This window comes from Alteromonas sp. MMG017 (genome assembly GCF_018100795.1).
Classification (GTDB): domain Bacteria; phylum Pseudomonadota; class Gammaproteobacteria; order Enterobacterales; family Alteromonadaceae; genus Alteromonas.
In genome coordinates this window covers 1-24672 of the sequence record NZ_JAGJDY010000011.1, presented here as the reverse complement: position 1 = coordinate 24672, position 24672 = coordinate 1, and the positions used below count along the sequence as shown (strand labels likewise).

The window sequence follows — 24672 nt, the reverse complement described above, 5'->3', positions numbered from 1 at the left end:
ATGTATAAACGTTGATATTTAACTCCATTAATTAGAAGTACCAAAATCATGAATGTGCTACTTGTTGAAGATGATCCCAAGGTTGCCGCTCACATTGAAAAAGGATTTATTGGTGAAGGGCACAGCTGCGTTGCAGCGCGTGATGGCGAAAGAGGTTTAGCTGAAGCCTTGTCCGATGATGTAGATGTTATTGTACTAGATGTAATGCTTCCTTTATTAGACGGCTTTACTATCTTGGAACGTTTACGAAATGACAACGTGCTTACCCCTGTACTACTGCTTAGTGCGAAAAGCCAGGTGGAAGACAAAGTGCGCGGCCTGCGCTCTGGTGCCAATGATTACTTAACTAAACCTTTTGCGTTTGAAGAGCTGCTTGCTCGGGTTGAAGGGTTGGCAGGAAGAGAACGTGAAAGCGGTGACAAAACACTTATTAAAGTGGGCGACCTCACGCTTGACCTTGTTAATAGGAAAGTGCAACGGGGTGATACTGAGATAGACTTACAGTCCAAAGAGTTTCAACTGTTAGAGTGTTTATTGCGCCATCAAGGAAAAGTGGTAACGCGTAGTATGCTGTTGGAACAAGTTTGGAATTATCATTTCGACCCGCAAACTAACGTTATCGATGTGCATATCAGCCGTTTGCGACAAAAGGTTGATAAAGCATTTAACGTTCCTCTGATTGAAACCGTGAGAGGCACGGGATACAGAATTGCGGACCCTGTTGTGTGTTAGCAATAGGTAATTTCACCCGCAGTTCTAGTTTCCGTGTTGGGGTATTACTTACCTCATTAGCGCTTGTTGCTATTTTATTTATCGTTTACTTCTGGCGTCTTGCCAGTAGTGACGTATTTATTCGTGAGGCAAGCGCTGCGGTTGATGCAGAAACGTATGCGTTTACCCTACTACATGAACAAGCAGGTATTGAAGTCGTAATCAGCAATATTCAGACAAGAGCCACACCAAGTCTTTTGCCAGATTCGAACGAAACCGACACCTCCCACTCCTTTACGCCATCTCGATTAATTGTGGTACTTCGCGACAGCGAAAACCAGATAGTAGCAGGCAATTATCCAACGTGGCCTATTGCCATGGGTACAAGTGTTGACTCTGGCACTTCCTTCACTAGCATTATCAACTTACCAGCGTTCACTGGTGGGGAAGTCAGCACTGCGCAAGACAGCAACAGCTATTCGTTTTCTGACTCCATCAACAGCATTCTTTACGAAGAAGTAAACCTTGCGGGTTATTCTTTATTTGTTGGCCGCAATATCGATGATTTATACAGTGCACAGTGGTTAGGAAAAACGTTTGGTTGGATAATTATTGCCTTGCTGTGTGTATTGGGCGCCATAAGCTTTGCGGTCGCACTTTACGTGGTTAAACGCATAAACCGTATGGCACAAACTGCTGATTACATTATTCGAACCGGTAATTTGGAAGAGCGATTAGAAATAGACAGCAGTTGGGATGACTTAAGTCGATTGGCGGTCGTGTTCAATCATATGCTCGATACCATTGAGAGTGCGGTAAATAACATAAAGTCGGTAAGCGACAGCATTGCCCACGATTTACGTACACCGCTGGCTCGCTTACGCAATAATTTAGAACATATTGATGATGAAAAGCTACGACACGATACGACCTACGAAGCTGACAAACTGTTAAACATGTTCAACAGTCTTTTGCGTATTAGCAAACTAGAAACAGTTCACAAAAAAGAAGGGTTTTGTGAAACTGAGCTTAGCGATATGGTAACCGATGTGGAGGATTTATATCAGCCATTGGCCGAAGACCGCGATATTAAGCTTATTAGCCAACTGTCTAACATTCAGTTCTATGGCGATCCTAACTTGCTGTTTCAAGCAGTGGCAAATGTATTGGACAACGCCATAAAATACACCCCTGATGGCGGAACCGTAACGCTACAACTCACCGCCACATCTTCGCATGTGATTATTAGCGTAAACGATAATGGTAAGGGTGTTGATGAACATGAACTTGATAGCTTAGAACGCCGCTTCTTTCAGGCTGATAAAAGCAGAACCTGTGAAGGAAATGGATTGGGGTTATCGCTCGTTTCGGCAATCATAAAGCTGCATAAAGGTAAGCTGTGGTTTGTGCACGACCCGCTTATGCAAGGGCACGGGTTGGGTGTTGTTTTCACCTTCCCCCGTTACCATAGGTAAACTATTTATTAAGGTTGTTTCTGCATAAAGATGGTCACCTCTGCCATCACCACGCCAAACTTTCTAATGTATGAGCGGTTCATCATGGCACTATCGTCAAATGCCCAAAACCAGTCATCGAAGGTAACGGCGTAAGTTGTGTCATCAACCGGTAAATCCATATTGTAGTGAAAGTTAAATGCGTTACCGTATGAAGTGCCTGTTGCAGGGCCATCGATGTCACCCGCATTGCCCACATAGGTGCCATCGGCTTGTTTTACAATTTTCCACGTACGAGTTTTTGGCCCTTCGCCTACTCCGTAGGTGAATGTCTCATCTAGCGTTAATGTGCCGCCCTCGTTTTTACCCTCAATATCTACTACAAAGCGCTGAACCACTTCGCCGGAACGATTTTGCACTATTCCCCATGCTCGAACATTGCCCGCAAAGAATTCCTCAATATTAAACGTGGGTGAAACTTGCTTGTATGTATTGCCATCTACCGATGTAGAACATCCGGCTATAAGAGTAAGGCAAGATAAAAGCCCGACTAACACCGTGCGTTGTATAAATTTCATTATGACCTCGATTTTTGATTTACATATCTGTCTGCTTAGCTACTGGCTGCTTAGCGACTTACTTTTTCAATAAGCCTTTCGCTAAAGAAGTACAATTCACTGCGCTTGTTAATGCGCTTTAATTTTTTATAAGCTGATCGTTTTAGCTAATTTTATAGTTAATTTTTGTGTTTATAGCCTTTATTTATGGGCCTTGTTGGGAAGCTTATTTGATAAACTTTGTTAATAAGCGTCGAGCGCTGCCCATGCTCCATAAAGAATATGCTTATTACTTTTGTAACAAGGCTTTACGCAATTTAGGCTCAGAGGTTTTTTCTGATAACCAAATATCGAAAAAAGACTGCGTGAAGTTTGTATCCTCAATAGTGCCAGCTAGCTCGCCATTAATATAAAACTCACTGGCTCGGTTTGCGGTAGCCACGCCGGTTATAACATCACCGTCTTCAACATCGGGGAAAAGCGCGACCATTTTGTCTTCCCATTCACTTAACATTGCTTCGTCGCTAATACCTTGCTTGCGCATTTCATCTACAGAACGCTGTGCTATTTTTTTACCGTCTAGCCCTCGTTGGTAATCTAGCTTTAACGCAAATGGCGCGTCAGACTGCCACTTTCCTTTAGGGGCATAGAGCGTAGCGTCATATACGTCCCAAAAAAGATACGTAAACATAGCATTACCCACCACTTTCGCCTCAGGCACCTGTTTGGTTACATAATCAGGTACGCTTTGCGCCAGCACATTTTTCGATAGAACCAAAAGTGATATTCCTAATGCGATAACAAGGTTTAAAGAGGTAAAACGGCATTGAAACATGTTTATGTACCTTCTATATATGTCGTTTAAAATCTGAGCCACTGCGTTTATGCTCCAGATACTTCAACCCCAACATTGAAGTGAAAAACCAAAAACGACGAGGCCAAAAAGCGATACACTTTTTATTTTACGGTGTGCTCTAGTTATACTGTTGTGATTGCCACATTGATCATTTGAACAGCGCATTTTGAATTTAGAACGTTTTGCCGACACACTGTGCTTACCCTCGCCGCTCGAGCCCTTCACGCCAGACTGGGAAGGTGCTGAACATGTTTCAATGTTTGTAAAGCGTGACGATAGAATACACCCCGTCATTTCAGGCAATAAATGGCGCAAATTAAAGCACGCGTTTAATCTTACCCCCCCGCACACAGTGGATTTAGATACCGGATCGGGCTTGAGTGTAAATTCGGGTTTGTACAGCCAGCCCCCCTCCTCAGTAGTCAGTTTTGGCGGAGGGTTTTCCAACCATTTGCACGCATTAGGTTATTTGTGTAATCAGCTGAATATTCCTTTTCACGCTATTATTCGCGGCGATTACACAAAACACCCCAGCCCCATGATTCAGGATTTACTAAAATGGGGCGCTCAAATTCTCTACGTGAATAAAGGAACCTACCAACAAAGAGATAACCCGGCTTATTTAACAGGCCTACAAAAAAAGTTTCCTGATGCGTTAATCATTCCTGAAGGCGGAAGCCAAATGGCAGCGATAAAAGGCGTTCAGGAAGTTGTAAACGAAATAGACATCCCCTTTGACCGTATTATTGCCCCTGTGGCTAGTGGCGCGACTTTGGCAGGATTAACCTCTGCTCTCTCACCTCATCAACACGCTATTGGCATCGGGGTGTTAAAAGGAGAAGGATATTTAGAAGGGCTTGTCGAGCAATTTCTAACGCCGGGGCTTGCACTTAATCTTGCTCATACTTCAATTCCCGCTCAAGCATCTGCTTCGGCCGCTAACAAAACAAACCAATTCAGCATTAATCATGATTTTCATTGCGGTGGATACGGGAAAATTCCTCCTTACCTGCAAACATTCTGTGAAAACTTCAATCAAACCATGCCGTTTGAAATTGAAGGGGTTTACTCTGGAAAGGTGTTTTGGGCACTTAAACACTTACTAGCAACGTTTACGTCAACGAATGCCTCCCCGAGTGCCTTTGAAAAAGGACAGACACTTATCATCCTTCACACTGGCGGTATGCAAGGCGCCAGAAAAAATAAAAACCCTTGATCTTATAGACCCACACATTCGTTTAACCTAATATCAAGGCTGTGGAAAGTATTTATCTTAAAGCTCAGCCTGGTTGTATCTAGCTTCGCGTTACTCATAGCTACCGCTCAAACGCAATAATCGTTAGGAGATGCACCATGATAAAAGGAACAAGTAGCTTACCCCCCCCTTTAAACATACTGGTTTCTAGGGCACTTAAATTATGCGAGCTGGTACTGTCTACCAGTTCAGTTTTCTATCCCTTTGCCGCTATTTATGAAAATGGCAAAGTTGGCTGTTTATTCAGCGAAGAGACTAATTACCGTATCGATGAAAGTCAGCTAATAGAGTGCTTGCAGTGGCGAATAATCGACACCACTACAGACTCTGACAGTTACAGTATTCTCGTATATGCCGCGACGGTTGAAACGCAAAAGCATACCCGCTTAGATGCTATTGCGATCAGTGCGGCATGCCCTAACGACGAGGAACAGCTGTTGCTCTATCCTTATTATCGCGTAGGCGACAAAATTGTGGTTTCCCCTCCAATCAATACAATGCCAGAATAGACGTTATCGCGTATAAATTATGCTTATTCGTTTTCCTTGTGTTTACGATGACTATTTTTTGTCGAACCTATGCTGTCTTTGCTTGCCAATTTGGTATCGTCTGCTAGCATTCAGCCCAAAATTCATTAGCTTATTTAGGGATTAATTATTATGTCTCGCGTTTTAATAATTGGTGCTGGTGGCGTTGCCTCAGTAACCGTAAAAAAGTGTGCACGTTTACCACAGCACTTTGACGAAATCTTTCTTGCCAGCCGCACAGTGTCTAAGTGTGAAGCTTTGCAACAAGAAGTAGGTGCAGACCGCGTTAAAGGTGTATTTGCCCTTGATGCCGATAACGCCAAAGAAGTAGAAGCGCTTATTAACGATGTTAAGCCTGACCTAGTAATTAACCTTGCGTTGCCTTACCAAGACTTGCCTATTATGGACGCGTGTTTAGCGACTAACACCGACTACTTAGACACCGCAAACTACGAGCCAAAAGACGAAGCTAAATTCGAATACTCTTGGCAGTGGGCTTACCAGCAGAAATTTAAAGACGCAGGCATCATGGCCTTGTTAGGCAGTGGTTTCGATCCAGGTGTAACCAACGTGTACACAGCTTACGCGGCTAAACACTATTTTGACGAAATTCACTATTTGGATATTGTTGATTGTAATGGTGGTGATCACGGTCAAGCGTTCGCAACCAACTTCAACCCTGAAATCAATATTCGTGAAATTACTCAACGTGGTCGTTTCTGGGAAAATGGCGAGTGGAAAGAAACCGATCCACTGAGCGTGCGTGAAGATTTAGATTACCAAAACATTGGCGTGCGCGCGTCTTACCTAATGTTCCATGAAGAATTGGAATCTTTGGTGAAGCATTTTCCTACCCTTAAACGTGCTCGTTTTTGGATGACCTTTGGTGATGAATACCTTACACACCTTCGCGTATTAGAAGGCGTAGGCATGACCAGTATTGAACCGGTAGAATTCCAAGGCCAAAAAGTCGTGCCGCTGGAGTTCTTAAAGGCAGTACTGCCTAACCCAGGTTCACTGGCTGAAGGCTATACCGGCATGACCTGTATTGGTACTTACATTACGGGCATGAAAGATGGCAAAGAAAAAACCATCTTCATCTACAACAACTGTGAACATGCTAAGTGTAATGATGAAGTGGGTGCACAAGCGGTATCTTACACCACAGGTGTTCCGGCCATGATTGGCGCAGCACTAATGCTAAACGGCACTTGGAAAGAAAACGGTGTTTGGAACATGGAACAATTTGATCCAGATCCATTCATGGATATGCTTAACGAGCACGGCCTACCGTGGCACGTACTTGAATGTGATAGCAGCCCATTCACTAAGTAATATTATACTGTAACTGGAGCAAATAAAGGTTGGCAGACTTAACGCAACGAACAGATATCCCTTCTCCTTGCTATGTGCTTGAAGAGGAAAAACTCATCCGAAATCTTGAGTTGATGAAACATGTACAAGATGAGTCAGGCGTTAGAATAATCCTGGCTTTAAAGGGGTTTTCAATGTGGTCGAGCTTCGACATCATTAAGCCTTATTTACATGGTGCAACAGCAAGTTCGGTGTGGGAAGCCAAATTAGCCGCTGAAATGGGTAAAGAAGTCCACGCCTATTCTCCTGCGTATAAAAAGGCGGATATAGAAGAGCTGGCTACGCTGGTGAATCACTTGTCGTTTAATAGTCTGTCACAGTGGCAAGCTCACAAAGATGCGCTTGCGGGCGTATCTTTGGGTTTGCGCATTAATCCAGAACATCAAGAAGCAGATACCCCGCTTTACGATCCCGCAGCGCCTGGTTCGCGATTAGGGCTTCGTGTCAGCGAATTAGAAGGCGTAGATTTATCGGGTATTGACGGTTTCCATTGTCATAATCTTTGTGAGTGCGACTCATTCGCTACCGAACGTACGCTTAACGCGATAGAGGCACGCTTTGGCGATTACTTAGGTCAGTTAAAGTGGCTAAACTTAGGTGGCGGCCACTTGATGACTCGCGAAGGTTACGATGTAGAACATCTAATCAAAACTCTTAGCGATTTTAAACAGCGTTATCCGCATTTAGATGTAATTCTGGAACCCGGTTCTGCCGTTGCATGGCAAACCGGACCATTGATTGCTGAAGTCGTGGACGTGGTGACCAACGATGGCGACATTGCCATTTTAGATATTTCAGCCACCGCACACATGCCGGATGTACTTGAAATGCCTTATCGACCTACTATTTTAAATGCTGACCTCCCCGGTGTGAGAGCGTGTGATTACCGATTAGGTGGAAACTCCTGCTTAGCGGGCGATGTCATTGATACTTACTCTTTCGATGCGCCATTAAAAGCGGGTGACCGAGTGCAGTTTGAAGACATGATGCACTACACCATGGTGAAAACGTCATTTTTTAACGGCGTTGAACACCCCACCATTGGTATATTGCGCAAAAACGGTGAGTTTGAAATCGTTCGACAGTTTACTTACGAAGATTTTAAAGGCCGCTTGTCATAAACAATAGATAGCGACTTTTAAAAACAAATGCCCGCAGCGCTGAACGCTAGCGGGCATTTTTATTTGTGGCGCTTGAATAAAGCGTAGTTGATAAGCACCTATTCTATAAAATACCAGTACCGTTAAGGTTTTGGCTTTTATCTACCGTACCTTCCGCGATAACCGTATCATCAAGATAAATGGCAAATGGGGTACCTTCAGGGCCTGTTAGATTGTACCGAAAGCCATGCATTTCATCGGCTAAGGCTATCTTCACCTGAGTTTTGGGATGAATCAAATCATACTCACCTGAATCGCCGGCTTTACCAAAAATATCGACGACCCACTTACCCTCCGGCATCTCAATTCTTAAGAGTTGCTGACTCATAACTATCCTCCAACCTTACACTTAACGCGATAAGCAATAGTGCAAAATGCGCTAAACCTACCTCGTATTAACTATATTGTTAGATAGGTACCCTCAACCCCCAGGTATGAGATCAATCAGTCTCTTCTGCTTCTTTTGCACCTTTTGCTTCAAGCCCAGCTTGGTACAAGGCATTCTTTTTCAAGTCATAGTGATCGGCCACAACGGCTGCCGCTTTTTTCAATGGCATGTGATCACATAACGTGGTTAAAAGCGACATGGCTTCAGCCGATATTTCAGATAAATTCACTTGGGCTGGCGACACCATTACCACGAACTCACCTTTTTGGTGGGCGGCATCAGCTTCCAAATATTCAATAACATCACCCGGAGTACCACTCACATAGGTTTCAAAGGTTTTGCTCAGCTCTTTGGCTACCACAATGTGCCTGTCTCCTAGCACACGGGCAATGTCTCTTACTGTGGCTAAAATACGGCGCGGGGCTTCATAAAATACGCTCGTGCAGGTGCGCTCTTTTAATTCAGCAAGTTGGTTGTCTTTGGCTTGAGTTTTTACCGGTAAAAAACCTTCAAAAATGAATCGGTCTGTTGGCAGCCCTGAAGCACTTAACGCGGTAATAGCGGCACATGGGCCTGGCAATGCAGTAACAGGAATACCTTCTTCGCGACAGCGCCTCACAAATACAAAACCTGGGTCGCTAATTAACGGCGTACCCGCATCACTGATTAACGCCACCGATTCGCCGTCTTTCAAGCGCTGCACTAGCATTGCGGTACGTTTGTCTTCATTGTGATCATGCAGCGATAAGGTACGGGTAGAAATACTGAAGTGCTGTAACAATCGCGAGCTGTGTCGTGTATCTTCCGCAGCAATCCAATTAACCTGTTTTAATACCTCGATAGCTCTGGCGCTAATATCATCAAGGTTGCCGATAGGTGTAGGAACGATATACAAGGTGGCGAAATGGGTCATAGAAACAATAAAAATAACGAATAATAAAGAAAGTGTACCACGCCATTGGGCTAGTTTACGTCGGCAAACGTAGATTTTCATCGTGGTTAGGATAAACTTGCCGCTACTTGCCGTTAAACGAAGTGAAAGGAAACAGACTGTGGGTCACATTGGACATTTTACAAAGCGCATTACCTTTGCAATGGTGACAGCCACCAGCGTGCTATATTTAGCAGGCTGCGGGAGCACACCTGAACCCACCTCGGCACCTAAAGTTATCAATACTGAACCAGTAGCAGCACCAGTAGAGCAGCACATTACGCCTGAACACAAGCTGGTGGAAGCCAAAAAAGTATGGCTTCAAACCAGGGATAAAGTGAAGCGAGATACCTTACTGCTAGATGCAGTGGGTCTTTATCTCGCGCAAGGCGATACCATTTTAGCGCAGCAAATCTTGTTTGAAATGAAACAAGACGGTGTAGCTACCTCGCTACAAGACAGCTACGCCATACATGTTGCAATGGCGTACCAGAACGACCCTTCTTCATCGCCAGCACAACTTACGGCAATGTTAGAAGACGTAAAAACTAGCCCTGCCCTTATTGCCAAACTGGCAGCCCTACAAGCAGACCTTTATGCCAAGCAAGGGTTGTGGGCTAAGGCGGCCAATAGCGTATTGTCTACCGAGCTAGAAGATGAGCAAAAAGTGGCGCAGGTGTGGACATTTCTGAATCAAATACCTGCCGATGCACTTACGCAAAGTGAAAACGAATACCCTAAGTTGCAGCCCTTCTTTGCCCTTCGTCAATTAACCATTGAAAGCGCACGAAACTCGCAGCAGTTGAATCAGTCAATTGCGCAATACCAACAGGTTTATGCAGGCCATATGTTGGCACAGCATTTACCTAAAGAGGTTGCCTTAGCTCAAGAACTCACCGCCCCTCAAATTCGCGAACTCGTCGTGCTATTGCCGTTAAGCGGAAGACTTGCAGCTACCGGTGAAGCAGTGAAAGACGGCATTATGGCGGGCTATTACCAACAGCTTCAACGAAGCAGCAACCCAAATAGCTTGCCTGCCATTCGGTTTGTAGATACCACCAACGCCGATACACAAACCATGGTCGCCGCCATTGGCGACGCTAAATTTATAGTGGGTCCGCTACTAAAAGAAACCGTCGAGCAATTAATACCAGCGTTACCACCTGGCGTGAACATGCTAGCGTTAAACCGACCAGACGAAATGCCGACAATGTTAGATAGCTCAGCCTCAGTAAACTCAGAGCCTTTAGACCCAGAAGCAGTTAACGCTGAATCTGAGATGCCTTCAAGCGCTGCACCGGCCGTTAATTATTTCGCCCTTGCGCCGGAAGATGAAGCAAACCAGCTTGCAGAGTTTATTTATAGCAAAGGTTTTAGAGCCCCTATCGTTATTGCGGCACAAAGTAACTTGTACCAGCGTATGAACGATGCGTTTAAATCCCGTTGGAACACCTTGCACGAACAAGAAGCGCAAGCCCGAAAGGCCAATATTACCTCAGTAACATTTAATGATAGTGAATCGTTACGAGAAGGCATCACCCAAGCTTTAGATGTAGCGCAAAGTAATCAGCGCATTAACCAAATTGAATACATGACGAACGAAGAAGTCTACAACATGCCCCGTAGCAGGCGAGACATCGATGCCATTGTCGCGTTCGCATCGCCGCAAGATACCGAGCTTCTTAACCCCATTATTGAAGCGAGTTTAAACCCGTACGATGGAAAACAAGTGCCTGTTTATGCGACCTCTCGCTCAATGGATTACAACAGCGGCAAGAACCAATGGCGTGATTTACAAAACGTACGCTTTATCGATATGCCTTGGATGATGCCAGATCATAAATGGCAGCAACTTGCTCAAGAAACTAAGCAAACCTGGCCCGATCGCAGCACGTTGCAAAATAGACTGTTCGCCTTCGGTGTAGATGCTTACGAGTTACTTCCTCAATTAGGGATGCTTAATACCCTGTCGTACATAACATTCGACGGGTTAACCGGCACACTTACGCTGAATAAAAACAATGAAGTAGAACGAAATTTACCTCAAGCCGTTATTCGTAACGAGCGCGTGCAAATGCTAATGGAGTAAACTACATTGTCCGTATTGCAAGGGAATGCAGCAGAAAAGAAGGCCGTTGATTACTTAGAGGAACAAGGGCTTACATTACGTTGTCGTAATTACCGAACTAGACGTGGTGAACTCGATATTGTTATGCAAGATGGCGACACCATTGTTTGCGTAGAAGTGAAGTTTCGCAAAAAATCGCAGTATGGTCACGCTGCCGAATTTGTCACAATGAAGAAACTTCAACGAATTCAGGCTGCGTTTGCGTTCTATTTGTTAGATAATGAGCTTAATCCCGCGTCTACCCCATTACGCATAGACGTTATCGCCATTGACGGAAGCGACCTTCAGTGGCTTAAAAATATCGGATAAAAAGCGCGTAGCTGTTAGGTGTGCTAGTGAATAGGTGTAGGTAGTACTTAGGCTGTAGTAAACCCTCCGCCGCATGGATGCGGCGGCGGAGCTCCCATGGATGGGTTTACAGCGTGTTTACGGAAGCCTAAGTACTGCCTGAGCCAAATTCTCAAGCCCTACCTCCTACAGCGTGAAGAGCACTCATTATTGAGATTGCTTGATATCCTGACATGCAGAGAATAGAAGTATGATTGAACAAATTAAAGCGAATTTTACTGAAAGTATTCAAACCAAAATTGCTGCATCTGAAATTTTGCCTGAATCAATTGAAAAAGCAGCCATGATGATGGTTGAAGCGCTAATTCGCGGCAATAAGATTTTAAGCTGTGGTAATGGTGGTTCAGCAGGTGATGCACAGCATTTTTCTTCTGAAATGCTTAACCGCTATGAACGCGATCGCCCTAGCCTTCCTGCTATTGCGTTAAGTACTGATACTTCTACTATTACGTCAATTGCTAACGACTATAGCTACGATGAGATTTTTGCTAAGCAAGTGCGTGCATTAGGTCAGTCTGGCGATATTTTGTTTGCTATATCAACCAGCGGTAACTCACGCAATGTAATAGCCGCCATGGAAGCAGCCCTATCTCGCGATATGACCATTGTTGCTTTAACCGGCAAAGACGGTGGTGAGATGGCAGGTTTCTTAAGCGAGCACGATGTTGAAGTGCGTGTGCCTTCTAACCGCACTGCCCGTATTCAGGAAGTTCACTTGTTGGTTATTCACAACTTATGTGAATGCATTGATGACAGCCTATTCCCAGCCGATCATGGAGACGAATAACGTTTACCCACTTATGAAACGAGTTAAAACGTTAAGTATTATTCTTGCATCACTGCTTTTTGTGATGCAATTACAGGGCTGCGTGGTAGCCGTTGGCGCCGCTGGTGCAATGGCAGCGAAAGTGGCAAACGACAGACGCACCGTTGGCACTCAACTTGACGATCAAAACGCTGGTCGTGCTGTGGCTTATCAGTGGTCTAAAAGTGAAGCGCTAAAAGAGCAAACCAATCTTCAGGTCGATATGTACAACGGCATTGCTTTGCTTACCGGCCAAGCCCCCACGCAAGCGTTGATTGATGAGGCGGTTAGACGGGCGCAGGAAGTCGATTACCTAAAGAAGATTCATAATCAAATTCGCATCGGTGAGCCTATTGGCGCGGGTACCCAAGCTAATGATATTTGGCTTGCATCAAAAGTCCGTACCAAAATAGTGGCCGACGAACGTGTGCCAGCGTTACAGGTAAGTGTAGTAGTGCAAGACTCTGAAGTGTTCTTAATGGGTCGGCTAACCAATGCGGAAGCTAACGCTGCTGTAGATATTGCAAGGAACATAACGGGCGTAGCCCGCGTAGTGCGCGCATTTGAGATCATTTAGTCGCGATACCGCAACGGCCCTACTTGTTGCTGGGGCCTTGTTTATGGAAATTCTGGATGCCACGGTGATCACCACCGCGCTTCCCGTTATTGCCGCTGATTTCGGCGTGCCAGCAACCCAGCTTTCTATTGGCGTTTCTGCCTACCTTGTTGCCGTTACCTTTTTTATTCCGCTAAGCGGTTATGTGGCCGACAAATTCGGTGCCCGTAATGTGTTTATGGCTGCCATTGTTATTTTTGTGGTGGCATCGATACTGTGCGGTGTTAGCACTAACCTAACTAGCTTTACTTTGTCTCGTATTATGCAGGGTATTGGCGGTGCGCTAATGGTGCCCGTAGGTCGCTTAGTGGTGCTGCGAGACTTACCCAAAGAAAAGTTGGTTAAAACCGTGGCCATTATTACGTGGCCCGCATTAAGTGCGCCTATTCTTGGTCCTGTCCTTGGCGGTTGGATTGCCACCCACCTAAGTTGGCAATGGATATTCTTTATGAATGTGCCACTAGGCATATTCGCCCTTATCGCTTCCGCTTATTTGCTTGAGAACTTCACCGCGAATGTAGGTAAGTTTGATGTGGTAGGTTTTCTGCTTACCGGTATAGGCTTCGCCTCTTTCATGGCTGGTATAGAGCTATTTGCTGGTCACAACACCTCTACCCTACTGGGCGGCGGGGTGACCGTGTTTGGGCTTTCATTATTGTTAACTGCAGTGCTTCATATTCGCCGTGCAAACAAACCTTTGTTTTCCTTTGAAGCCATGCAATATCGAACCTTTCGACTATCAATGTATGGCGGCTCGGTGGTACGTATTGCCCTAGGCAGTGCGCCATTTTTGGTGCCGCTTATGCTGCAGTTGGGTATGGGTTACTCGCCAGTAGAAGCAGGAACATTATTGCTATGGCTGTTTGTAGGTAATATTGCCATTAAGCCAGCGACGACATGGATAATGAATACCTTTGGTTTTAAGCGGGTGCTTATCGTAAATGGCATTATGATTTCGCTGGGATTTGTAGCGCTATCGTTAATTACCCAACAAAGCTCATCGTTGATTATTGCTGTTATTTTGTTTGTTAGCGGTGTGAATAGGTCGATGCATTTAACCTTGTTAAACACAATTGCCTTTGCGGATGTGCCAAAAGATAAAATGCGCGATGCAAATACGCTTGGGGCTATATTGATGCAAATGAACCGTGGCATGGGGATCACCATTTCTGCGCTTATGCTCGCCGTTGCTTCACTAATGGTAGGCAACTCAAGTAGTGACCCGTCGCTTATCAACTTCAAAATTGCCATGGCCATGATGGCGGTTGTTGCTCTGCTTAGTATTACTGACAGCCTATTGTTATCGAAAACCGATGGCGATTCGGTTTTGAAAAAGCGACTAAAAAAACAGGTAAGCTGAGGCAGTACAGGCAGGTGCTGTTGTTCAGATAAAGTGAATTAGGGTGATTACCAAAGGTGTGATTACCTCAGGATTATCTCGATCTAAAACGAAATATCAGCAACCGACTCAATTATATCTGACAGGCCGTACTGTACGTATTACAGACATTGGCTCATTCAGAGCTTAATGACACCGATGAGTGTTAAGCGGACCTTTGAAGTTACTGATTCGCTTGTCTGCTGTAGTCTCTAAGCAGACTGGTATAGTAAGGAGACGCTCCGTTCTCTCGCTACAATTCCAGTCAGCAAAGTACTACTCAATACCATTTTCTGACCTACATAAATATATGAGCAAAATAACACTATAGAGTTAATTTTTGGTTTTTATTGAGCCTTTTTAACACTATAACGTTTACACTGCTTTACAGTAACAGTCTAGTGTTATATGTTGCCTATATAGGTGTATAAAATAACACTAGGATGTAAAATGAGTGATCAAACCAGAGCAACTCGTGTATCAGAGCGTTTAGTTCAGATATCAGATGAATTGCGTCAGCTAAGCAAAGCTTCTGAACCAGAAAGTCAGAAATATCTCTCTCTTGAAGAGACATTTACTTGCGTAAATGCACTTTATACAAATTCCATAGATGTAGAACTCATAGCTATGCAGAGCGGCCTACATACCAACACAGTACGCAAACTTTTCAAAGATAAAGATGCATTTTTTAATGCTAAATTATCCACCATTGAAAGCTTTCTAGATACATTAGGAATGTCGCTGTGGGCGAGCTGAGAGCAGATGTTTTTTTGTACAACAAGCGCGTAGGTGTGTTAGAAAAGCACGTAAAAGGGTATACGTTTAGCTATCGGAGAGACTATTTTGGACCTTCCTTATCATTGTCACTGCCTTTGAATGAATTTCCGTACAATTCTGAAACACTCTTTCCATTCTTTAAGTCTTTGTTACCCGAGGGATGGCTACTAAAGCAGTATGCACGTGCACAAAAAATAGATGAGCGGGATGAATTTGGCCTACTTGTTAATAATGGTGAAGATTTGCTCGGAGCGGTTGCTATTAAGCCAATTATAGAAAATGAATAACTGTAGAATTACGCTTAAAACATTACCCAAGAGAACAAAGTACGAAGGTTTTTCTGATGTCGGAGTGCGCCATTTGTTTGGTACATTGAAAGTATCTCCAATGGTAAATTTCGATAGGCAGGACTTGGAGTCCTATCCGACGTCACACAATGGCAAAATGAGCATTTCTGGGTTTCAGCCTAAAATGTCTGCGACGGTCATTGACGACGAATTGGTCTTGGTCAAAGAAAATGGTACGTTCATCATTAAGCCATCACCAGCGCAATTTCCACACTTGGCAGAAAATGAACACGCTATCATGACGATAGCGAGCACCTGTAAGTTTCAAGTGCCCCCCTTTGGTCTTATTCAACTAAGCAATGGTGAGTTGGCGTTTATTATACAGCGCTATGATCGTGAAAGTGGTACCAAGCTGCACCAAGAGCAACTTGATAGCGCCATGGGAGTCAATGATAAGTTCGGCAACATAAACGGTTTTCAAACGATAAGTTACTCTAAAGCAGGTGCTTTCATTGCACAAAACCTAAAGGCAGTGCAACAGTATGCAGACTTCTATCGACGTGTAATATTCAGTTATGTCGTTGGCAATAATGACCATCATTTAAGAAACTTTTCGCTTTTATATTCGAATAGAGGTGCAATACCGACGTTATCACCCGTTTATGACGTCGTTTCTGTGCAACCTTACAGTGAGTACTTCCGTGGTTCCTATATGGCACTTCCACTTTTGACGACAGAAGAGCATGAGAGTGTATTGGATATTGAGACAGGATTTGACCGTAAATATGGTCAATACGATAGACAAGATTTCATCAAACTAGGTGAAGAGATTGGCCTTAAAAAGCAAGCAGCAGTCAAGTTACTCGATGACCTATTAAAGTCTATTGAAAAAGCAGTATCAACTGTATCAGACTCCTTTATGAATGAGAGTCACAAACAAGGTATAGAACAGTTAATTAGGCACCGTATTATGATCCTAAGAGATGAAAATGCCACCCTATAACAAGCAAATCAATAGGACTAAACACTGCGAGCCTAACGCGAGCCTAGCTAGTTTAGCTCACAACTTTAAGCCTATTATTTGGGCATTGAATGTCCGTTTCTTGCCCACAACCGACTGCCTAACGGTGCCCGACCTCACAATTTATTCATGACAAATGTCACATTACTTTGCTTACCTTTGTGACTAACTAAAACCCGCCGCGCATTACATACTTTCATCACTGCTTACGCACTTTTACTTATTAACTAAAAAGGCTTCGTGATGAACACACAAACACTAACGCTAGAACAGCAACGCGACATTATGAAACAACGCCGCTTTATCGCGATGCCACTGGCTGGCACTCTGGTTTGGGCGGCCATTGGTTGTACAGCGCCTTTTTTCGATGAAGTGATTCAAACCTGGATGCTTTACCTTGGTACGGGCGCTATTTTCTATATTGGTTCAGGATTTTCTTACTTAACTGGCGAACGGTTCTTTTCGAAAGACCGCCAAAATACGGAGTTCGATACCTTGTTTTTTATTGGCATGGCCATGGCATTACTGGTATTTGCCATCGCCCTGCCCGTTGCCGCTATCGACCATACTACGCTTCCACTCAGTATTGGCATATTAACCGGACTCATGTGGATGCCGCTATCATGGGCTATTCAACACTGGGTTGGCTACTTTCACACTATTGCCCGTACCTTGGGTATTCTCATTGCTTGGTATGTGTTTCCAGAAGCCCGTATTGAAGCCATATCAGCAGTTATTGTTGCGGTGTATGTAGTCTCACTCTTTACGCTAGAGTCCAGATACCAAAACATTAAACTTGCCACTTCGAACGCCGTTGACGGTGCTGCAACTAATGCTACTAATACCTCTGCTACTGACACTGGCTGTACTTCACAGGCCAATCCGAAAGTTGCCACTAAAACGTCACTAGCTACTTTTTGATAAGAAGCGGTTCTGAAGAAAGTCGTCTTAATCTACGGCTTTTTCAAACTATGGCTTTTCAAAGTAGGGCAGGTTTAGTCAAAGCCAAACTTAAATAACCGAAACAGCTAAACGACCTAAGACTTATACCGGAGAAAAACATGACTTATTTATTACTCGCCCTAGCCATTGTGACAGAAGTAGCAGCGACACTTTCATTGAAAGCCTCGGATGGCTGGGGAAAATGGTACTTCGGCTATGGCGCCATCGCGCTTTATACCGTATCTGGTATTTTATTTGCCGCTGTGCTCAAGCATATGGGGGTAGGTGTTGCTTATGCGATATGGTCTGGAATGGGTATCGCTCTTATCACCGCAGCCTCTGTAGTCTTATGGAAACAAACTTTCGACTTCTATGCTGCAATGGGTATTATATTAATTGTTTCAGGTACTTTGCTTATCACCAGCAAGTCTGCCGTTGTATTTCAATAAGGACGAAATACCTAGATGAATAGCAATTCAATTAAAAACGACGCTCAGGCACCCGCCTTACCCTTACTGGCACATGGGCGTAAAAAGAAGTGGTCTTACAGCTCGTTAATCTTTTCGCTGTTTTATTTTGTGCCACCGCTATTCATGCAAGAAACGCCAACCAGCTGGGTTATGGCGCTTATTGTTATGGGCTTTGTCACCTTTGTTATTCTTTACGTACTGAGTGTAAATCAACCCCTAAATCGCCTGCCTTATTACCTAACCGCAATGCTTTTTTTAGCCTATACCACCAGCTTGGTTAACCCGGGTGGCACGGTGTTTTTTGGCTTTGTTAACTTTATTGTTGGCTACTATTATCGCTTCAGTATCGGCATTATCTTGTTACTGGCAGTATCTGCTTCGCTTATTTTTTTGAAAGTGTATCTGTACCCTACCGGTTTGTTTTTCTTCCTCGCCGCAGGGGCAAACATCGCTGTACTATTTGGCTTTGGCGTAATGGAACGCAAAGAAACCCTTTTCCAACAAAAGGAAGCGAAACACGCTGCCGCATTAGGCACTTTAAGTGCCATTGCCGAACGAGAGCGCATAGGTCGTGATCTTCATGATGTAGCTGGCCATGCATTAAGTAGTATTTCATTGAAAGCTCAAGTGGCCGACAAGCTACTAACTAAAGGCCGCACTGCTGAAGCCCAAGCAGAAGTAAAAGCATTGGCTCAGCTTTCTCAGCAATTACTCAGTGAGATTAGGCAAACGGTAAGTGGCATTAAACACCTATCGTTGCGCGAAGAAATAGCTAAAAACATGGCTAAATTGTCTGAGCAAGGTTTTAATGTGGTGAATGATGCAGTGAGCGATGCAGACAAGAGCAGCTTCACTCACCTTACTCCCCTGCAAGAAACCCAATTGTCGTTAATAGTAAAAGAAGCGACCACGAATATTCTGCGCCACAGCAAGGGCAATCAAGTAACGCTTACCCTTCAACGTACAAACCATATGTTGAATCTCGTTATTGCAGACAATGGAAACAGCCACTGCCAAACAGAGGGCAACGGCGTTAAAGGTATTCGTGAGCGGGCTGAACTAATTAATGCCTCAGTGGTGTTTCAGTGGGGCTCACCAACGGTGCTTACACTTCAATTACCGCTACTTGCTAAGCATAATAGTAGCGAGCCGAGCGCATAGTGCATGTGCATGTGCACATAGATAAAATGACTAATTTCATATCGAGCAAGCAGCAATGAATCGAATCTTAGTAGTAGAAGATCAATCTTTAGTGCGTGATGCTATTGCCACTTTATTGTCGTTAGAGGACGACTTTGAAATAAGTGGAAAATGCGCTAATGGACAAGAAGCACTAGATTGGCTTGGCAAGAACGATGCACCCGATATTATTCTTACCGACATTGAAATGCCCTTAGTATCGGGGCTAGATTTGGCAGAAAAGCTAAACGCTTTATCTATCAGCAGCAAAGTGGTGGTAATGACCACATTCTCTAAACCTGGCTATATAAAGCGAGCGCTGGCATTGGGCGCTAAAGGGTTTGTTCTAAAAGAGGCCGACAGTGAATACCTAGTGAATGCGCTACAAAAAATAGCAAAAGGTGAGAGGGTTATTAGCCCTGAACTTGCGTTGATGGCACTGGATGACAGTAACCCGCTTTCGGCAAAAGAAAGTAAAGCGTTGAAGCTCGCGGGAGATGGATTAAAAACTCAAGATATCGCGAAAACGCTATTTTTGTCAGAAGGTACTGTGCGTAATTATTTATCTGAAGCTATAGCAAAACTAGATGCAACAAACCGTGTCGATGCCGCCAGAATCGCAAAACAAAAAGGCTGGTTATAAACCAGCCTTTGTTTGTCTATATCCGCTGCATTTAGTACAAATGCAGCGGTTATTTTTTTGCTCTTAAGCTTTTTAGCTTACTCAATTCGTTAATTAAAACTCTGTTGAGAAACGTACGCCAAACTCGCTAGCGTCGTTGCTTAATACTTGCAGAATATAATCGCCCGTATTCAAGCGAGCATTGTCATAACGCTCGTCAAAAATGTTACGACCATACAATGCAACTGTGTAAGCCTCATCAGCTGGCGTGTACGCCACATCAAAGTTAACTAATTCACGGCTTTCAATTTCTGTCATGCGAGCAGGCTCTGAGCTAGGCTCACCGTACATATCTGCGCGGTATGAATAGTCGATACGTGCGCGAATTTTGTCGCCACCTTCAAGATCGAAGGTATATGACGGGCCAATCGCAAACGTTAAATCAGGCGTTAATGGCGCAACAGGATTAAAGCCGTCTTGCTCATCTACTTCAACATCCATGTAACCAATGCTGGTTAGCATGCTGAAGTTGCCTACGTTCAAGGTAGTGTCTAGTTCGATACCGCGAGAGGTTTGTTCAACCACTAAGTTTGCTGTATCAAAACCACCTTCGCTTACTCGGCTAACTTGGTACGGTAGGTCTTCAAACTCAGTATTAAATACTGCAACACTCATATCGAAGTATTCATTGATACGGCCTTTAACACCCACTTCGTAGTTCACAGCAGTGATGTTATCAGAAGCAACGAAACAGTTGCTTGCATTAACTGCCGCTACTGCATTGTCTAAATCATCAAAACCACCAGCGCCAAAGAACTCGCCAATCAAGCAATAAGGGCGTGCTGGATATTGACCAGACTGATACCCGTTTTGAATAGTGGCATAACCTGTCATGCCATTTTCAAAGGTGTAGTTAGTCGCTAATTCCCACGTTACTTCGTCCCACTCATTTGAGTCGAAAACAGTACCAAGGGCATCAAATACGTTTGCAGACGCGTCTTTTTCATCTTCAGTGTAACGAATACCACCAGACACGCTAAGCTCGTCAGTTACATCATGACGAAGGTTTAGGTATACCGCTTTACTTGTGGTTTCTTGATCAAGTTGAAGGGTGTTGCCACCGCCATCGAAACTTGAATCGCTACCTTGGCGGTTGCTACCTTCTTCATTGAAGTAATAAAGGCCAGCAACGAAGTCAGTGTACTCATTGATGTAACCATTCAATTGAACTTCAATTGATGTTTGGTCTGCTTCACCGCGCTCTGGGTATTGGTCTAACGAGTAAATAGTACCATCATCATCAAGACCTGCTTTGTACTTAGATGTACGGCGGCTAGCAACTACTTTCGCGGTGTAATCGTCGCTAATATCCCACTCGGTAGTTAGAGACACACCGCGGGCTTCATTCGATACGCTAGTCACTTCAGGTGTGCCAGTAGCGTTATCGTAAATGTCAGCACCTTCTGGGGTAACATCGGTATTTCTAAGCTCTAGCCCTAAGCTGTTTGTGCCAGCATAAAAGCGCCCTTCAGGCATTTCATCAATAAGCACAGTGTAAGGACGTAAACCGCCATCACCATTGTTGGCATCGGCAGTTAATACCATACGAAAATCATCAGACGGCTCAAATTTTACCGAGATACGACCTGAAATATCTTCTGTTTCACCAACATCATATTCTGCATTAGGTACGTTAATGAACTCGCCCAAACCATCACGGGTGTTGTAAGCAAGGTTCATGTTAAATGCGAGGGTGTCAGACAATGCATGGTTCACGAACAAGTCAGTTTTAACACGACCGCGAGTACCGAATTCTGCATTTACTTTGGTAACATCGCCTTGATCTGGCTCTTTGGTAATGATGTTAATTGCACCACCAATCGAGTTACGACCATAAAGCGTACCTTGAGGACCACGAAGTACCTCAATACGCTCGATGTTGTTCAAGCTCCAGTTTTGACCTACTTGGCGGCCTAAATACACGCCATCCACATACACACTCACACCCGGATCAGTGGTGATAAGATGATCTTGAAGACCAATACCACGAATGAAAGGGTTTACTGAGGAAGTGTGACCCGCTGAGAAGCCGGTTACGTTTAAGTTTGGAACAAACTTACCAACATCCGTTAAGTCAGTAATGCCTTGTTCAGCTAGCATATCACCGTCAAATGCACTGATTGCAATTGGTACTTCATAAATAACTTGAGGACGCTTAGTCGCAGTAACGGTAATTGCTTCGTACTGTTGCTCTTCAGTTGCTTCAACTTCTTGAGCAAATGCAGAGTGAGAAATAGCAGGTACAGTTAGTGCTACTGCCAAAGCGACAGGCGAAAGCTTACTGGCTAGTGTCTTAGACACGTCAGTATTGGTGATCATGTGTAACCCCTTTGCGAGAGTGTTTAGTGTCGAAAATTTATTGTTTTTAGGCTGCTTCCCGTTCTCTACGGAACGTTGAAAACCAATTGACTCACAAATAGAGGGCGTTACGAACCGTAACATTTAGCTGATTTATGGATATCCTGATGAAAGTGGCGTGTATCCCTACTGGTTTTAATGTCACTTTCTCTACCCTACCAGCCCCCATCTACTCACGACTGGAGTTTTGGCTTGAAGACTGGAAAAATATAATACTGACTTCCGTTTAGCTTGCATAGCGAAATATTGCACTTTTATTAAATTGAGACTTTAAAATTAGACCAATTGGTTAGGCTATTTACTACTCAGTTCACCCACCAATAAATTAAACTTTATCGTAAATAATCATACCGTTATATAGTGGCATGAGTTTAAACAGATCGCTATTTACGTTAGATTCACTAGACCATTTAGACAATAATTACTTCGCTTGTCTCTGACTCCCCCAAACAACCAGGGTTGCCGTTGGTCAATGCTAAAGCTACCGATGAACGATTAATACCTCATTAAACGGTCATTTTTAGTAATAACTATACGTAGCAATGATTGCATTAGGCGATGTTAGCTAAATGCATTAAAACTCGCATTAACCAACCCTATAAAACCACTTTGTACACTTTCTTTATATTTATCACTTTGTCGACAATATAAGGCAGTTTGTTTGACTAAATGGCTATTGGCGCCTATATTGTCGACATATCATTGATTTCATGGTGCCTAACTTGTCGGTGCAAATAGAGCTAGAAAAGCCCGTAACTAATGCGGATAGAACCTTCTTTCAATTGCGAAAAGATATTGTGGAAGGGGTTATTCCTGCGGGTTCCAAACTCAGTGAAACTGAGTTGTCGACAAAATACGAAGTCAGCCGCGCGGTTATTCGCGAAGGTATTAACCGACTTGCCGCCTGCCACCTTGTAGAACGAAAAGCTAACGTAGGAGCTAAAGTTGTCTCCCTCACGCCAGAAGGGCTTATTCAGCTTTATCAAGTGCGAGAAGCGTTAGAAGGTATGGCAGCACGCCTTGCCGCTAGACATATGAGCGATGAAGAAGTTGGCTCACTGCAAGGCTTATTAGATTCCCATTTCAACACAGTAAAAGATGCACAGCTTTATTACCAAGAAGCGGGTGATGTGGATTTTCATTACCGCATTGTTACTGGTAGTAAAAATAGCCACCTGATTAGCGTGTTAATAGATGGACTTTATCATCTTGTACGCATGTATCGCGTGCAACTTGGTATGGCTGGCCCACGGGTAAGCACTGCTTTTGATGAACACAGACACATTGTGAATGCCATTGCGAATCGCGATGAAGAGCTAGCCGAAATGCTAATGCGCCGCCATATTCTTTATTCAAAGAACAATATTGAAAACAAACTTAGCCCCACACCAACCTAATTTGAAACCAGAGAGTGTTATTTATGAGTGCAGGAAAGAAATTCAGACAAGCACTGGCCGACAATAAGCCACTGCAAATATTAGGCACCATTAATGCCTATACCGCCATGATGGCAAAATCTATCGGCCACAAAGCAATATACCTCTCCGGTGGCGGCGTTGCCAATGCTTCATACGGTTTACCCGATTTGGGCATGACATCACTTAACGACGTGATTGTTGATGTACAACGCATCACATCAGCCTGCGATTTACCGTTATTGGTAGACATAGACACGGGCTGGGGCGGCGCATTTAATATTGCAAAAACCATTCGCGATATGGAAAAAGCAGGCGCAGCGGCTGTACATATGGAAGATCAGGTAGCGCAAAAGCGCTGCGGCCATCGCCCCAATAAAGAAATTGTAAGCACTGAAGAAATGGTCGACCGTATCAAAGCCGCAGTAGATGCTAGAACCGACCCCGACTTTTTCATTATGGCCCGTACCGATTCCTTCGCACAAGAAGGGTTAGAAAAAGCCATTGAACGAGCCAAAGCTTATGTAGCCGCTGGTGCTGACGGCATTTTTGCAGAAGCAGTAAAAACTGAAGAGCATTACCGCGCATTCTCAGAAGCGTTAGACGTACCTATTCTTGCCAACATAACCGAATTCGGACAAACCGAATTATGGAACAAAGCGCAACTTGGCGAATGGGGTGCCGCGATGGTGCTTTATCCACTAAGCGCATTTCGCGCCATGAACAAGGCGGCTGAAAACGTCTACCAATCAATACTTGATAATGGCGATCAAAAAGCCGTTGTCGACACCATGCAAACCCGCATGGAGTTATACGATTACCTTGGCTATCACGACTACGAGCAAAAGCTCGACGAACTGTTCGCCAAAGGCAAAGGCTAACGGCTGAGGTCGCTTTGGCTGAGGAGGCAGGGATACGGCGCTGCCACGCTGTTTGCCTTTGCAGTAAATATGCGCGGCGTGGCAGAGACGCACTTTATACCTCTGCAGCAGAGCGACTTCACTTGGGCCGCTGATGTAGAGGTAGAGAGTGCGAGCGCTGCCCCTCTGAGGC

Annotated in this window: 25 protein-coding genes; 20 read left to right on the top strand and 5 right to left on the bottom strand. The window is 44.3% G+C overall.

All coding sequences use genetic code 11. The features are described 5' to 3' along the window. Window positions 1-48: 48 nt before the first annotated feature. Together J8L84_RS16380 and J8L84_RS20490 are read left to right on the top strand one after the other, a co-directional pair. Window positions 49-732 (top strand): response regulator transcription factor, encoded by a 684-nt coding sequence (locus J8L84_RS16380; protein WP_057789835.1) that lies wholly within the window; start codon window positions 49-51, stop codon window positions 730-732. Further along, window positions 726-2186: a HAMP domain-containing sensor histidine kinase gene (locus tag J8L84_RS20490; protein WP_211071632.1), complete on the top strand. Its 1461-nt coding sequence runs from the start codon at window positions 726-728 to the stop codon at window positions 2184-2186. The genes J8L84_RS16380 and J8L84_RS20490 overlap by 7 nt, the downstream gene beginning before the upstream one ends. 8 nt (window positions 2187-2194) lie before the next feature. On the opposite strand, the gene J8L84_RS16370 is transcribed toward J8L84_RS20490, so the two are convergent. Both J8L84_RS16370 and J8L84_RS16365 read right to left on the bottom strand, forming a co-directional pair. Beyond that, a complete protein-coding gene (locus J8L84_RS16370; RefSeq protein WP_211071631.1) occupies window positions 2195-2743 on the bottom strand; it encodes a DUF3833 domain-containing protein in 549 nt (182 codons plus the stop codon). 268 nt (window positions 2744-3011) lie between these two features. Beyond that, a complete protein-coding gene (locus J8L84_RS16365) occupies window positions 3012-3557 on the bottom strand; it encodes a chalcone isomerase family protein (RefSeq protein WP_211071630.1) in 546 nt (181 codons plus the stop codon). A gap of 187 nt (window positions 3558-3744) precedes the next feature. Between J8L84_RS16365 and J8L84_RS16360 the strand changes: the two genes are divergently transcribed. The 4 genes from J8L84_RS16360 (at window position 3745) to nspC (ending at window position 7855) form a co-directional block, all read left to right on the top strand. Then, on the top strand, window positions 3745-4794 hold the full coding sequence (locus tag J8L84_RS16360; protein ID WP_247670836.1) for a pyridoxal-phosphate dependent enzyme: 1050 nt from the start codon (window positions 3745-3747) through the stop codon (window positions 4792-4794). 137 nt (window positions 4795-4931) lie between these two features. Then, window positions 4932-5342 (top strand): hypothetical protein, encoded by a 411-nt coding sequence (locus J8L84_RS16355; RefSeq protein WP_211071629.1) that lies wholly within the window; start codon window positions 4932-4934, stop codon window positions 5340-5342. Between the two features lie 150 nt (window positions 5343-5492). Next, a complete protein-coding gene (locus tag J8L84_RS16350; protein ID WP_057789823.1) occupies window positions 5493-6695 on the top strand; it encodes a saccharopine dehydrogenase family protein in 1203 nt (400 codons plus the stop codon). A 29-nt stretch (window positions 6696-6724) separates the two neighbouring features. Further along, entirely contained in the window at window positions 6725-7855 is a 1131-nt protein-coding gene (nspC, locus tag J8L84_RS16345) for a carboxynorspermidine decarboxylase (protein WP_211071628.1), read from the top strand. A gap of 103 nt (window positions 7856-7958) precedes the next feature. Here nspC and J8L84_RS16340 read toward each other — a convergent pair whose 3' ends face one another. Continuing rightward, complete coding sequence (locus J8L84_RS16340) at window positions 7959-8222, bottom strand: hypothetical protein (protein WP_211071627.1); 264 nt, start codon at window positions 8220-8222, stop codon at window positions 7959-7961. Between the two features lie 112 nt (window positions 8223-8334). Then, window positions 8335-9195 carry a 16S rRNA (cytidine(1402)-2'-O)-methyltransferase gene (rsmI, locus tag J8L84_RS16335; RefSeq protein WP_211071725.1) on the bottom strand — a complete coding sequence of 287 codons (861 nt, stop codon included), beginning with the start codon at window positions 9193-9195 and terminating at the stop codon, window positions 8335-8337. A gap of 139 nt (window positions 9196-9334) precedes the next feature. Here rsmI and J8L84_RS16330 point away from each other — a divergent pair, with 139 nt between their 5' ends. The 12 genes from J8L84_RS16330 (at window position 9335) to J8L84_RS16275 (ending at window position 19807) form a co-directional block, all read left to right on the top strand. Continuing rightward, on the top strand, window positions 9335-11302 hold the full coding sequence (locus J8L84_RS16330) for a penicillin-binding protein activator (protein ID WP_348771846.1): 1968 nt from the start codon (window positions 9335-9337) through the stop codon (window positions 11300-11302). A gap of 6 nt (window positions 11303-11308) precedes the next feature. Beyond that, a complete protein-coding gene (locus J8L84_RS16325; protein WP_211071626.1) occupies window positions 11309-11650 on the top strand; it encodes a YraN family protein in 342 nt (113 codons plus the stop codon). A gap of 229 nt (window positions 11651-11879) precedes the next feature. After that, complete coding sequence (locus J8L84_RS16320; protein ID WP_211071625.1) at window positions 11880-12476, top strand: phosphoheptose isomerase; 597 nt, start codon at window positions 11880-11882, stop codon at window positions 12474-12476. Between the two features lie 13 nt (window positions 12477-12489). Continuing rightward, entirely contained in the window at window positions 12490-13071 is a 582-nt protein-coding gene (locus J8L84_RS16315) for a BON domain-containing protein (RefSeq protein ID WP_211071624.1), read from the top strand. Then, complete coding sequence (locus J8L84_RS16310) at window positions 13058-14470, top strand: MFS transporter (RefSeq protein ID WP_247670835.1); 1413 nt, start codon at window positions 13058-13060, stop codon at window positions 14468-14470. Before J8L84_RS16315 ends, J8L84_RS16310 begins: the two co-directional genes overlap by 14 nt. A 468-nt stretch (window positions 14471-14938) precedes the next feature. Next, window positions 14939-15244 carry a hypothetical protein gene (locus J8L84_RS16305; RefSeq protein WP_211071623.1) on the top strand — a complete coding sequence of 102 codons (306 nt, stop codon included), beginning with the start codon at window positions 14939-14941 and terminating at the stop codon, window positions 15242-15244. After that, window positions 15232-15552, top strand: coding sequence for a HipA N-terminal domain-containing protein (locus J8L84_RS16300; RefSeq protein ID WP_211071622.1), 321 nt, complete (start codon window positions 15232-15234; stop codon window positions 15550-15552). Before J8L84_RS16305 ends, J8L84_RS16300 begins: the two co-directional genes overlap by 13 nt. Before the next feature lie 100 nt (window positions 15553-15652). After that, window positions 15653-16555 carry a HipA domain-containing protein gene (locus J8L84_RS16295; RefSeq protein ID WP_211071621.1) on the top strand — a complete coding sequence of 301 codons (903 nt, stop codon included), beginning with the start codon at window positions 15653-15655 and terminating at the stop codon, window positions 16553-16555. Window positions 16556-16816: 261 nt separating this feature from the next. Then, window positions 16817-17494 carry a hypothetical protein gene (locus J8L84_RS16290; protein WP_247670834.1) on the top strand — a complete coding sequence of 226 codons (678 nt, stop codon included), beginning with the start codon at window positions 16817-16819 and terminating at the stop codon, window positions 17492-17494. 140 nt (window positions 17495-17634) lie between these two features. Beyond that, complete coding sequence (locus J8L84_RS16285) at window positions 17635-17964, top strand: SMR family transporter (protein ID WP_211071620.1); 330 nt, start codon at window positions 17635-17637, stop codon at window positions 17962-17964. A gap of 15 nt (window positions 17965-17979) precedes the next feature. Continuing rightward, window positions 17980-19146, top strand: coding sequence for a sensor histidine kinase (locus J8L84_RS16280; RefSeq protein ID WP_211071619.1), 1167 nt, complete (start codon window positions 17980-17982; stop codon window positions 19144-19146). A gap of 55 nt (window positions 19147-19201) precedes the next feature. Next, complete coding sequence (locus J8L84_RS16275; protein ID WP_211071618.1) at window positions 19202-19807, top strand: response regulator transcription factor; 606 nt, start codon at window positions 19202-19204, stop codon at window positions 19805-19807. A 93-nt stretch (window positions 19808-19900) separates the two neighbouring features. On the opposite strand, the gene J8L84_RS16270 is transcribed toward J8L84_RS16275, so the two are convergent. Then, window positions 19901-22165: a TonB-dependent receptor gene (locus tag J8L84_RS16270; protein ID WP_211071617.1), complete on the bottom strand. Its 2265-nt coding sequence runs from the start codon at window positions 22163-22165 to the stop codon at window positions 19901-19903. Window positions 22166-22932: 767 nt separating this feature from the next. Between J8L84_RS16270 and J8L84_RS16265 the strand changes: the two genes are divergently transcribed. Then, a complete protein-coding gene (locus J8L84_RS16265; protein ID WP_211071722.1) occupies window positions 22933-23601 on the top strand; it encodes a GntR family transcriptional regulator in 669 nt (222 codons plus the stop codon). A 23-nt stretch (window positions 23602-23624) separates the two neighbouring features. Continuing rightward, window positions 23625-24500 (top strand): methylisocitrate lyase, encoded by an 876-nt coding sequence (gene prpB, locus J8L84_RS16260; RefSeq protein ID WP_211071616.1) that lies wholly within the window; start codon window positions 23625-23627, stop codon window positions 24498-24500. Window positions 24501-24672 lie beyond the last annotated feature (172 nt).

Excerpts from the sequence above, each read along its gene's own strand:
- J8L84_RS16380 (WP_057789835.1), top strand. The coding sequence starts at position 49 with ATGAATGTGCTACTTGTTGAAGATGATCCCAAGGTTGCCGCTCACATT.
- J8L84_RS16370 (WP_211071631.1), bottom strand. The coding sequence starts at position 2,743 with ATGAAATTTATACAACGCACGGTGTTAGTCGGGCTTTTATCTTGCCTT.
- J8L84_RS16365 (WP_211071630.1), bottom strand. The coding sequence starts at position 3,557 with ATGTTTCAATGCCGTTTTACCTCTTTAAACCTTGTTATCGCATTAGGA.
- J8L84_RS16355 (WP_211071629.1), top strand. The coding sequence starts at position 4,932 with ATGATAAAAGGAACAAGTAGCTTACCCCCCCCTTTAAACATACTGGTT.
- J8L84_RS16350 (WP_057789823.1), top strand. The coding sequence starts at position 5,493 with ATGTCTCGCGTTTTAATAATTGGTGCTGGTGGCGTTGCCTCAGTAACC.
- J8L84_RS16340 (WP_211071627.1), bottom strand. The coding sequence starts at position 8,222 with ATGAGTCAGCAACTCTTAAGAATTGAGATGCCGGAGGGTAAGTGGGTC.
- rsmI (WP_211071725.1), bottom strand. The coding sequence starts at position 9,195 with ATGACCCATTTCGCCACCTTGTATATCGTTCCTACACCTATCGGCAAC.
- J8L84_RS16320 (WP_211071625.1), top strand. The coding sequence starts at position 11,880 with ATGATTGAACAAATTAAAGCGAATTTTACTGAAAGTATTCAAACCAAA.
- J8L84_RS16315 (WP_211071624.1), top strand. The coding sequence starts at position 12,490 with ATGAAACGAGTTAAAACGTTAAGTATTATTCTTGCATCACTGCTTTTT.
- J8L84_RS16305 (WP_211071623.1), top strand. The coding sequence starts at position 14,939 with ATGAGTGATCAAACCAGAGCAACTCGTGTATCAGAGCGTTTAGTTCAG.
- J8L84_RS16295 (WP_211071621.1), top strand. The coding sequence starts at position 15,653 with ATGGTAAATTTCGATAGGCAGGACTTGGAGTCCTATCCGACGTCACAC.
- J8L84_RS16290 (WP_247670834.1), top strand. The coding sequence starts at position 16,817 with ATGAACACACAAACACTAACGCTAGAACAGCAACGCGACATTATGAAA.
- J8L84_RS16285 (WP_211071620.1), top strand. The coding sequence starts at position 17,635 with ATGACTTATTTATTACTCGCCCTAGCCATTGTGACAGAAGTAGCAGCG.
- J8L84_RS16280 (WP_211071619.1), top strand. The coding sequence starts at position 17,980 with ATGAATAGCAATTCAATTAAAAACGACGCTCAGGCACCCGCCTTACCC.
- J8L84_RS16275 (WP_211071618.1), top strand. The coding sequence starts at position 19,202 with ATGAATCGAATCTTAGTAGTAGAAGATCAATCTTTAGTGCGTGATGCT.
- J8L84_RS16270 (WP_211071617.1), bottom strand. The coding sequence starts at position 22,165 with ATGATCACCAATACTGACGTGTCTAAGACACTAGCCAGTAAGCTTTCG.
- prpB (WP_211071616.1), top strand. The coding sequence starts at position 23,625 with ATGAGTGCAGGAAAGAAATTCAGACAAGCACTGGCCGACAATAAGCCA.